The sequence below is a fragment of the Fibrobacter sp. genome, from assembly GCA_024398965.1.
Lineage (GTDB): Bacteria > Fibrobacterota > Fibrobacteria > Fibrobacterales > Fibrobacteraceae > Fibrobacter.
The window spans coordinates 1-8,216 of sequence record JAKSIF010000079.1 but is presented as its reverse complement, the minus strand read 5'-3'; the positions used below and the strand labels follow the sequence as shown (position 1 = coordinate 8,216).

Annotated in this window: 8 protein-coding genes and 2 tRNA genes; 9 read left to right on the top strand and 1 reads right to left on the bottom strand. The window is 52.5% G+C overall.

The genetic code is table 11. The annotated features are described in order from the left end of the window. The 5 genes from MJZ26_14230 to MJZ26_14210 form a co-directional block, all read left to right on the top strand. A partial coding sequence (locus tag MJZ26_14230) for a PhoH family protein (GenBank protein MCQ2106934.1) occupies positions 1 to 828 on the top strand: 828 nt, incomplete at its 5' end. Between the two features lie 15 nt (positions 829 to 843). Then, the gene (locus tag MJZ26_14225) at positions 844 to 3,135 is read left to right on the top strand and encodes an HDIG domain-containing protein (protein MCQ2106933.1); all 2,292 of its coding nucleotides are present in this window, start codon (positions 844 to 846) and stop codon (positions 3,133 to 3,135) included. Positions 3,136 to 3,314: 179 nt separating this feature from the next. Then, positions 3,315 to 3,503 (top strand): DUF3098 domain-containing protein, encoded by a 189-nt coding sequence (locus MJZ26_14220; GenBank protein MCQ2106932.1) that lies wholly within the window; start codon positions 3,315 to 3,317, stop codon positions 3,501 to 3,503. A gap of 8 nt (positions 3,504 to 3,511) precedes the next feature. Continuing rightward, positions 3,512 to 3,586: transfer RNA gene (locus tag MJZ26_14215), tRNA-Val, on the top strand. A 24-nt stretch (positions 3,587 to 3,610) separates the two neighbouring features. Further along, positions 3,611 to 3,686, top strand: a tRNA-Asp gene (locus MJZ26_14210). 171 nt (positions 3,687 to 3,857) lie between these two features. Here the strand turns inward: MJZ26_14210 and MJZ26_14205 are convergent. After that, the gene (locus MJZ26_14205) at positions 3,858 to 5,087 is read right to left on the bottom strand and encodes an RICIN domain-containing protein (protein ID MCQ2106931.1); all 1,230 of its coding nucleotides are present in this window, start codon (positions 5,085 to 5,087) and stop codon (positions 3,858 to 3,860) included. A gap of 132 nt (positions 5,088 to 5,219) precedes the next feature. Here MJZ26_14205 and MJZ26_14200 point away from each other — a divergent pair, with 132 nt between their 5' ends. The 4 genes from MJZ26_14200 to MJZ26_14185 all read left to right on the top strand — a co-directional run bounded on the left by MJZ26_14200 (position 5,220) and on the right by MJZ26_14185 (position 8,176). Then, the gene (locus MJZ26_14200; GenBank protein MCQ2106930.1) at positions 5,220 to 5,612 is read left to right on the top strand and encodes a hypothetical protein; all 393 of its coding nucleotides are present in this window, start codon (positions 5,220 to 5,222) and stop codon (positions 5,610 to 5,612) included. Then, positions 5,612 to 6,706 (top strand): OmpA family protein, encoded by a 1,095-nt coding sequence (locus tag MJZ26_14195; protein ID MCQ2106929.1) that lies wholly within the window; start codon positions 5,612 to 5,614, stop codon positions 6,704 to 6,706. The genes MJZ26_14200 and MJZ26_14195 overlap by 1 nt, the downstream gene beginning before the upstream one ends. A 167-nt stretch (positions 6,707 to 6,873) precedes the next feature. Further along, positions 6,874 to 7,872, top strand: a complete 999-nt coding sequence (locus MJZ26_14190) for a class II fructose-1,6-bisphosphate aldolase (GenBank protein ID MCQ2106928.1) — start codon at positions 6,874 to 6,876, stop codon at positions 7,870 to 7,872. A gap of 70 nt (positions 7,873 to 7,942) precedes the next feature. Beyond that, entirely contained in the window at positions 7,943 to 8,176 is a 234-nt protein-coding gene (locus tag MJZ26_14185) for a hypothetical protein (protein ID MCQ2106927.1), read from the top strand. The last annotated feature ends 40 nt before the right edge of the window (positions 8,177 to 8,216 follow it).

Here is an 8,216-nt window from a genome sequence, read left to right as displayed (position 1 = left end):
GGGCTTACCATTACAGCCAAGGAAAACGGCGACATGGCCGGAGTCATGGCTGTTCTTGACCAGCTGAAGATTGCCGCCCGAAACGGCGACGCAATCAACGCCCGCCAGGTAGAGCGCATGCTGGGCCCCTCGGACCTTCCGGAAGAACTGTCCGGAGCCATTCCCGGCACACCCGTATTCAGGAACCGCTTTGGGGTTTCCGTATTCGCAAAAACTCCTGCCCAGGCAGAACTGGTCAAGGCGGTCGAACGTAACGATGTAATATTCGCCAAAGGACCTGCCGGTACCGGCAAGACCTTTTTGGCAGTAACGCTGGCTGTCGCAAGCCTAGAACGTCACGAGGCGGAGCGCATCTGCCTCGTTCGCCCGGCAGTAGAAGCCGGCGAATCCCTCGGGTACCTGCCCGGCGACCTCAAGGAAAAGATCGCCCCCTACCTCAGGCCCATCCACGACAGCCTGGCCGAGCTGCTTCCCGCCGAAAAGCTCCGCCGTTACGAGGAAGCGGGCGCCATCGAGGTAGCTCCGCTGGCCTACATGCGCGGCCGCACCCTGAAACGTGCGTTTATCATTCTGGACGAAGCCCAGAATACCACTCCCGAACAGATGAAGATGTTCCTGACCCGTCTTGGGCCCCACAGCAAGGCTATCATTACAGGTGACGCCACCCAGGTAGACTTGCCCAAGAGCCAGCGCTCCGGCCTGGAACACGCCATGCAGATTCTCAAGGGAATCCGCGGTATCGCCCAGGTGGACTTTACCGCTACCGACGTTTTACGTCACCACCTGGTCAAGGATATTTTGCAAGCCTACCAGGAAAAGGATAAATAAGTAAGGATAAAGATCATGAAGAAAAAGCAGATGAAAATCCACCTCGCCATCGGCTGGGTTCTGGTTGTAGCCGCTGCACTTTTCCTTTTCCCCGACAAGAACATCGCCCTCCAGGCAGAGCGCCCCCGCCTTGGTCAGGTAAGTACCCGCACCATCGTGGCTCCCATCAATTTCGAAGTGCCCAAGACCGAGCAGGAAATCGAAGCCGAAAAGACCCGCGCCGCCGACAAGGTCAACGCCATCTTCGAATTCAACAACGACGAGACCAACCGAGTCTACGAAGACCTCAAGGGCTTCCTCCATAAGGTGGGCCAGTACGGCGCACTCCAGTCCCAGATCAACTACGCAAGCAATGTGGAATCCAGCGACTCCACCTCCAACGTGCAGTCCAAGGTGGTGCAGGCCTCCCGTATCTACGAAGTAATCAAGCAGCGTATTTCTACATCCGCCATCAAGCCCCTGAGCCAGAATTCCAAGGCCAGGGACTCCCTGCTTTCTGTCTTCAACCAGATGTTGCAGAAGGGCGTATCCAACACCTTCCTGGCTTCTTCCGAGACTGCAGCCCAGCTTTATAGGGACAACTACAACCTGCAGGATCTCAAGTACATTACCTACACCAAGCCTAACATCACCCTCATCAAGGATAACGAAAATTCCACCATCGAAGTCAGCAACATCCAGCCGCTCCGCCGTCGTATCGACGAAGCCTTCGCCCAGTTGCAAATGAACTTTCCCAACGAACAGGGCCTGCTTAGCGCCTTCTACGAAACCTTGTTCGTGTTCATGATGCCTAACGTATTCTACCTTGAAAAGGAAACCATGGCCGCCCGCGACGAAGCCCGCAGCAAGGTTACCCGAATCAAGGGCATGGTTCCCCGCGGCATGGAAATCGTAAGCCAGGGCTCCCCCATTACCAAGGAAATCCTGGAACGTATCGACGCACTCCAGCTCGCCCAGCAGAAAGAAGAAAACTCCAAGACCTTTACCGCACTCTACGGTAACGCCCTGGTATTTGTCATCATCATCACCTTCTTCTTCAGCTTCATTCTCCTGAGCCCCTCCCGCGGAACCTTCAAGAGCGCTCGCCAGCTTTGGAGCATTATCGTAATCGCCCTGATGCAGCTGGCTGCATTCTTCGCAATCCACCACATGTCCGAGACCATCGGCAGGCTGGACATTTCCTTCCTGCCCGAGAACTTCGAATTCATGTGGCTTTATCCCTTTGCTCTTGCTCCCGTTACAGCTACCGTTCTTTACGATCGCCGAATCGGCCTTGCCTTCAGCGTGTTCTCCGCCTTTATCTTCGGTATCCTGAACGGCTACGACCTGGCTGCAACTACCTGCGCCTTCGGCGTTACCTTTGTGGCAACCCAGCCCCTTGCCCGCATCCGTTACCGCGTGCAGTTCCTGTGGGGAATCCTGGCCGGCGTTCTCGCCATGGCTGCGGCAATTGCAGTCATCTACCTGCTTCGTAACCGCCTCTCCCTGGAAGCCTTCTACCAGAACCTGATTGTGGCAAGCATGAATATCATGGTCTGTACCGCCCTTGCATCCGTTCTCCTGGTCCACCTGTTTGAACGTATCTTCGGCATCACCACCGTACTTACCTTGATGGAAATGTCCGACTTCAACCGCCCCGCCCTTAAGCGCATTTCCGAACTGGCCCCGGGCACCTTCCATCATAGCATCCAGGTATCCAACTTGGCAGAAAAGGTGGCCGACAGCATCGGAGCCAACTCCCTGCTAGTACGTGTCATGGCTCTTTACCACGACATCGGCAAGACCATGCGTCCCGAATACTTTACCGAAAACCAGAAGCAGGGCGTCAATCCCCACAACAACTTGGATCCTCTGCAGTCTGTAAAGATCATTACCGGCCATGTGGAACAGGGTACCGCCCTGGCCAAGGAATACAACATTCCCGACCTGGTTGCCGCAGCTATCCGCGAACACCATGGCGATTCCATCATCAAGTACTTCTACATAAAGGCTAAACAGCAAGCCGATGAAAACGGAACCCAGATCAAGGAAGCCGATTACAGCTACAAGGGCCCCAAGCCCCAGAGCCGCGAAACCGCAATCCTTATGCTGGCAGACATCATCGAAGCCACCAGCCGTTCCATGACCGACACCACTCCCGAAGCCTTGTCGGAAATGATCCACAACACCATCCAGGGTCGTTTCATGGAAGGACAGTTCAACGAAAGTAACCTGTCTGTCAAGGACCTGTTCAAGCTTGAAAAGGCTTTCCTGAACAGCCTTGATGGTACCTACCACACCCGAGTCAAGTATCCAGGACAGAAGTAGAATTCCACAGGGAGCCTGCCGCTCCCAGGAATTTGGATAATCTAGCGGGCGCAATGCCCGTTTTTTTTATGAACGTCGCTCCCTGGCATTCGATTTTTTCACTTTTTTTTGATCTACGCCTTGACAACAACCTATAACTTTGTATATTTGGCTCGTAATCTTGAGAACGAGATAGGAATATGGATAAAAAGAATATCATTTTGATTGCTCTTGGCGTCCTCCTGCTTGTTATCGGTTTCATCTGCCTGGCAACAGGTCCTGCTGAAAATCCGGTTTCTCTCACGGTTGCACCTCTTATTCTCTGCCTCGCCTACCTGGTGATCATTCCTCTGGGAATTCTCTGGAAGGGAAAGAAAGAAGATAAGTAAACCCATTCGGGCGATTAGCTCAGCTGGTTCAGAGCGTCTGCCTTACAAGCAGAATGTCAGCGGTTCGAATCCGTTATCGCCCACTACCGAAAAATCGGAAACGATTTGGGGTGGTAGCTCAATTTTGGTTAGAGCACCGGCCTGTCACGCCGGAGGTTGCGAGTTCAAGCCTCGTCTATCCCGCTAAAAAGGATCTCTTTTCAGAGATCCTTTTTTGCTTTTACACGAAATCCCGAGTGTCATTGCGAGCCCATTTAAGGGCGAAGCAAAGCGCTTATTGTAGGACTATATAGGACTAAACTCCGCATAATTGGAATTTAGTCCTAATATGTGTCGAAACCGCTATTTTAAGGGTTAGAACAGCTTGAAGTACTTGGGCTTCTGACGATGCTGTCCGTAAGACCGTCCCTTGACATCGAAACGCATCCCTCGGGAACCGTCCCCATTGGGAACACCCAGACGACGGACCAAGATACTCTGGCCGTTTGTGGAATCGACTTCTGTAGCTGTAGAATCCACGACGTTGGTATCGATAACAGAAGGAGTTTCCGTAGAGTCAACAGGAGTTACAACTTCGGTTGAGTCGCCCGCAGGCGGCACATCGCTAGAAACCGTCCGAAGAATCCAGATGCCAGACTGGATGTCGCGACTGCGCTGGTCCTGCACGATGTTCTTGCCTGAAGGAAGCATGTAAAGTTTGCTCTTGAAGTTCTGCAGGTAGAAAGCGTTGGCTTGGTTCACTGGCGACACTTCAAAGACATACCTCTGGTGGGCTCCGCCATTCCAGGAGTAAGTTCCGAGAACGATGCCTGCCGCAGTAGATTCATTGGGAACGTCAATAACCCGGTCGCCAAATTCAAATCGGTATGTTACGGGATTGTCTCCGATGCTCCAGATCTTAGCCACAGTCTGGTCTCCGGAACAGTCCATCATTTCAAGCCCGTTGCTTGCGGTAATACCCATGCACTTGCCATCGGCCATGTATTCCACACGTGCTTCCATGTAGAACTTTTCCTTGAAGATGTCCTGGTACATGGCTTCCACCACCTGGCAGTGGATTATCAAATCCTGTTCAGACTTGACCTCGGATTCGTAATTCAAGCCGTAGGGCCAGAAATGCTGGGAATCGCCGTGAAGTTCCGCCTTTGGGTCGCCGGTAATTTCCTTAAGCCTTGCCTGGGTATATTCGCCCTTGAACACACCGCCGTCCATCATGTTCCTGTACTCGGTCGTGGTGCCCATGCCCATGATGTGAGCCATCTCGTGCATGGCCGTATGAACCTTCATGTAAGATCGGCCGGTACCAAATCGCATGGTACCGTTGTAGTTACCGTCGGCGGTCTGCACGCCAGTATTGTAGTAGACTTCAATGTGCTTGCTTAGGTGGGTGTACTTATTGTACATGTACACCGCAGAATCCATGGCAACCGTAATGCGCTGATACGCATCCAGTTCGTCTTCGTTAGGATTTTCCACCTTGTTCAAGTGGTAATCAACCTTGGCAAATCCTGAAACCGAAAGGGCACTCAATCCCAGGGTCAACGCCCACTTTAGACAATTCAGTTTGCACCCAAATCCTTTCATATAAACTCCCTTCCATACAAAGGTAAATCTATTTTATCATTTCCGTTCCATCAAGTAAAAAAGTTTTATCCAGTACTTGTAAGCAGCTTTTGTTTTGTATTTTTCCAAAGGAATTATCTGAAAGGAGAAAACATGAAGTTCAAATTCCTCACTCTCGGATTCGCACTAGCCGCCCTGTGCAGCTGCGCGGGTCACAATACAGCAGTCGATAGATCCATTGGCCAGGCAGAAGCTGCCAAGGCATACACCGAAGAGGCCAAGATCGAACCTGCCCAGACTTTAAATGCCAACGCCAAGCTGGCTTCTGCCAAGGCATTCATGGACCAGGGCAAGGAAGACGAAGCCATCGCCATGGCTGAACAAAGCAACCTGGAATACCGCCTGGCTCTCGCCACTGCCGAACGTGACGCCGTAAAGAAGGACGACGAACGTGTAGAAAAGGAACTGCGCAACGACGTAGAACGCAAGCTTTTGTACCAGAGCATTCTGGATAAGGAAACCTCTGCAAAGGAAGGAGCCAAGTAATGGATAAGAAGACTCTTCTCGCCTCTCTGGCACTCGCCACCAGCTTCGGTTTTGCAGCCGAGGCAGCCTCCGCTCCTGCAGAAGCCCCCAAGGATCCCATCGCCTCCTGTAAGGAAAAGCTCGACAACGCCAAGGCAAACCTCCCCTCCAACGCCCTGGCAGCCAAGACCACTCTTTCTGAAGCCTACGGTACCCTGAAAAAGATGGAAGTTATCCAGGCCGACGATCCCAAGAGCGAAATTCTCAAGGAACTTTCCATCAACTGCGAAATGTATAACAAGATCGTGATGGTCCAGGCAGAAACCCAGACCCTTCACAATCACATCGCCGAGAACTGGGAAAAGCGAATCGCCACCGGCCGTTCCATCGAAGCCATCCAGGAACAGATCGCCTCTGTCCGTAGCGGCAAGATGTCCGACCTCGCCGCCGACCTTGAGGCCGAAAAGGCCCGCCTCGCCCAGACCAGCGAAGCCATGAAGGAACAGGAGGCACGTCTCCAGGCTGAACTCCAGCAGAACCAGGAAAAGTTCCAGGCCGAGGCCGCAGCCCAGCAGGCTGCACTCAAGGCCGCCGGCGAACGTGAAGCCGAGCTCCAGAAGAAACTGGCCGAAGAACAGGCCGCCCTTGCCGAAGAACGCGCCAAGGCCGAAGCCCGCCAGCAGGAAGCCATGAACAAGCTGAACGAACTTCAGTCCAAGCTGATCCAGGTGTCCAAGGACGCCCGCGGCATCATCCTGTCCATGTCCGACATCCTGTTCGACGTCAACAAGGCCACCCTCAAGGCCGATCTTAAGACCAGCCTTGCTAAGGTCGCAGGCATCCTCTCCGTCTACCAGCAGTTCAACGTCTCCATCGAAGGCAACACCGACAACACCGGTTCCGAAGACCATAACATGAAGCTTTCCCAGCAGAGAGCCGACAATGTTATGAACTTCCTGGTGGAACAGGGCATCGATGCAGGCCGCCTCACCGCCAAGGGTCTCGGCATGTCTATGCCTATTGCCGACAACTCCACCAAGGAAGGCCGCCAGAAGAACCGCCGTGTGGACCTTGTGATCCAGGATAAGGCCCTTCAGCAGCAGGCAGAACAGTAACCCGCACCCAAGGCTCAACAGCCAGGGGCGGATCAACCTGCAAAATAGACCTAAATCACATATTTTAAGAGCCGGCATTCACAAAATCCCACAGATTTTCTAAATTAAGGCTCGTAAATCTTAAACCGGCGGCGCAAGTCGCCAAAAACAAAACAAGAGGTAAAACAATGGCAGTTTCTTATAAGGAACTCGGCTTGGTTAACACCAAGGAAATGTTCAAGAAGGCTGTTGCTGGTGGCTACGCTATCCCGGCTTTCAACTTCAACACCATGGAACAGATGCAGGCTATCGTTCAGGCTTCCGTTAAGCAGAAGTCTCCGGTGATCATGCAGGTTTCTAAGGGCGCTCGTAACTATGCTAACGGCACTATCCTCCGCTACATGGCTCAGGGTGCTGTTGAATACGCTAAGGAACTGGGCTGCGCCAATCCGCAGATCGTTCTCCACCTCGACCACGGTGACTCTTTCGAACTGTGCAAGGACTGCATCGACAACGGCTTCTCTTCCGTTATGATCGACGGTTCTCCCCTCCCGTACGAAGAAAACATCGCCCTCACCAAGAAGGTTGTTGAATACGCTCACGCTCACGACGTTACCGTTGAAGCTGAACTCGGTGTTCTCGCCGGTGTTGAAGACGAAGTTGCTTCCGAAGTTTCTCACTACACCAAGCCGGAAGAAGTTGTTGACTTCGCTACCCGTACTGGTTGCGACTCCCTCGCTATCTCCATCGGTACTTCTCACGGTGCTTACAAGTTCAAGCCGGAACAGTGCACTCGCAACGCTGACGGCATCCTGGTTCCGCCTCCCCTGGCATTCGACGTTCTCGAAGCCATCGAAAAGGAACTCCCGGGCTTCCCCATCGTTCTCCACGGTTCTTCTTCCGTTCCTCAGGACGAAGTTAAGACCATCAACGAAAACGGCGGTAAGCTCCCCGATGCAGTTGGTATTCCGGAAGAACAGCTCCGCAAGGCTTCCAAGTCTGCTGTTTGCAAGATCAACATCGACTCCGACAGCCGTCTCGCTATGACTGCTGCAGTCCGTAAGTACTTCAACGAACACCCGGATCACTTCGACCCGCGTCAGTACCTGAAGCCGGCTCGCGAAAACATGCAGAAGATGTACGAACACAAGATCGTTGACGTTCTTGGTTCTAACGACAAGCTTTAATAGATTGCGAGCTCCGCTCGCCACTTTCTAACAAGCATGAAAAGGACCTGCCCCACAAGGCAGGTCTTTTTTGTATATTGAAAATGTGACACGCTCAAAATACATCGCTTCAATTGCACTTGTTTTCACAGCATGTTTTTGTGGAGGCTGCGACTCAAATTCCTCCACAGAAGCAGGTAAAACATTTGACCCAGAATGCGAAAAAAACACATATAAAGAATGCATGAAAAATGTAGAAGATTCAATCTTAGGTTCAATAGCATGTGACAGTGCCGTAGAAGAAGCCTGTTATATCAAAGAATAAACCGAGAAATTTCCATGAATACTTGCCCCCACTGCGGCGC

Excerpts from the sequence above, each read along its gene's own strand:
- MJZ26_14205 (MCQ2106931.1), bottom strand. The coding sequence starts at position 5,087 with ATGAAAGGATTTGGGTGCAAACTGAATTGTCTAAAGTGGGCGTTGACC.
- MJZ26_14225 (MCQ2106933.1), top strand. The coding sequence starts at position 844 with ATGAAGAAAAAGCAGATGAAAATCCACCTCGCCATCGGCTGGGTTCTG.
- MJZ26_14200 (MCQ2106930.1), top strand. The coding sequence starts at position 5,220 with ATGAAGTTCAAATTCCTCACTCTCGGATTCGCACTAGCCGCCCTGTGC.
- MJZ26_14195 (MCQ2106929.1), top strand. The coding sequence starts at position 5,612 with ATGGATAAGAAGACTCTTCTCGCCTCTCTGGCACTCGCCACCAGCTTC.
- MJZ26_14220 (MCQ2106932.1), top strand. The coding sequence starts at position 3,315 with ATGGATAAAAAGAATATCATTTTGATTGCTCTTGGCGTCCTCCTGCTT.
- MJZ26_14190 (MCQ2106928.1), top strand. The coding sequence starts at position 6,874 with ATGGCAGTTTCTTATAAGGAACTCGGCTTGGTTAACACCAAGGAAATG.